The organism is Mesorhizobium sp. M7A.F.Ca.CA.002.05.1.1 (assembly GCF_003998335.1).
Lineage (GTDB): Bacteria > Pseudomonadota > Alphaproteobacteria > Rhizobiales > Rhizobiaceae > Mesorhizobium.
In genome coordinates, this window is sequence record NZ_RZQI01001452.1 from 1 (window position 1) to 834 (window position 834).

At 63.1% G+C, this 834-nt stretch carries 1 protein-coding gene; it reads left to right on the plus strand.

Going from position 1 to position 834, the window contains the following annotated elements; translation table 11 throughout:
* Positions 1 to 187: 187 nt before the first annotated feature.
* On the plus strand, positions 188 to 834 hold a 647-nt coding region (locus tag EN939_RS36295), incomplete at its 3' end, for a tetratricopeptide repeat protein (RefSeq protein WP_127272064.1).

Sequence of the window (834 nt, forward strand, 5' to 3'; positions counted from 1 at the left end):
GTCTGCAAGCCGGCTATCGCCTAAATGTGGCGTGGGTGCGATTGGTCTTTTCGGCTGCCTGTCCGGGGCAAACATCCGTTTGCCCCGGACAATAGGCGATTTTCCGGTTGAACCCCTTCCATGCCGGCAAAATTTCGCTAAAACGCGGGCTGACAAAGGGCCCGACCGGGCAGGAATGGTTTGATTGATGTCCGACGACAGTTTTATCCGTGAAGTCAACGACGAGATCCGTCGCGAGCAGGCACAGGCGCTGTGGGACCGTTTTGGCCCGGCCTTGATTGTCGTTGCGGTCCTCGTGGTGCTCGGCACTGCCGCCTTCGTCGGCTATCGCTATTGGGACGAGACGCGCGCCAACCGCTCGGGCGATGCGTTCTCGCAGGCGCTGAAGCTCGCCAATGACGGCAAGAACGATGAGGCGCTGACTGCGCTCGATCAGTTGGAGAAGGATGGCTACGGCGCCTATCCGCTGCTCGCCCGCATGCGCGGCGCGACCGTCAAAGCGAACAAGGGCGATGTCCCCGCCGCCGTCAAGGATTTCGACGAAGTCGCCGCGGATACGGCCATTCCCCAGGGAATTCGCGACATGGCGCGGCTGCGGGCAGCACTGCTGCTCGTCGACCATGGTTCCTTTGCCGACGTCTCCAGCCGTGTCGAGGCGCTGACATCCGACACCAACACGCTACGCCACACGGCGCGCGAGGCACTCGGCCTTTCCGCCTGGAAGGAAGGCAAGACGCAGGATGCGCTGAAACTGTTCGACCAGATCGCCGCCGATGACGGCGCGCCGCGCAACACCCGCGAGCGCGCAACATTGATGTCCGAGCTGATCCGCGG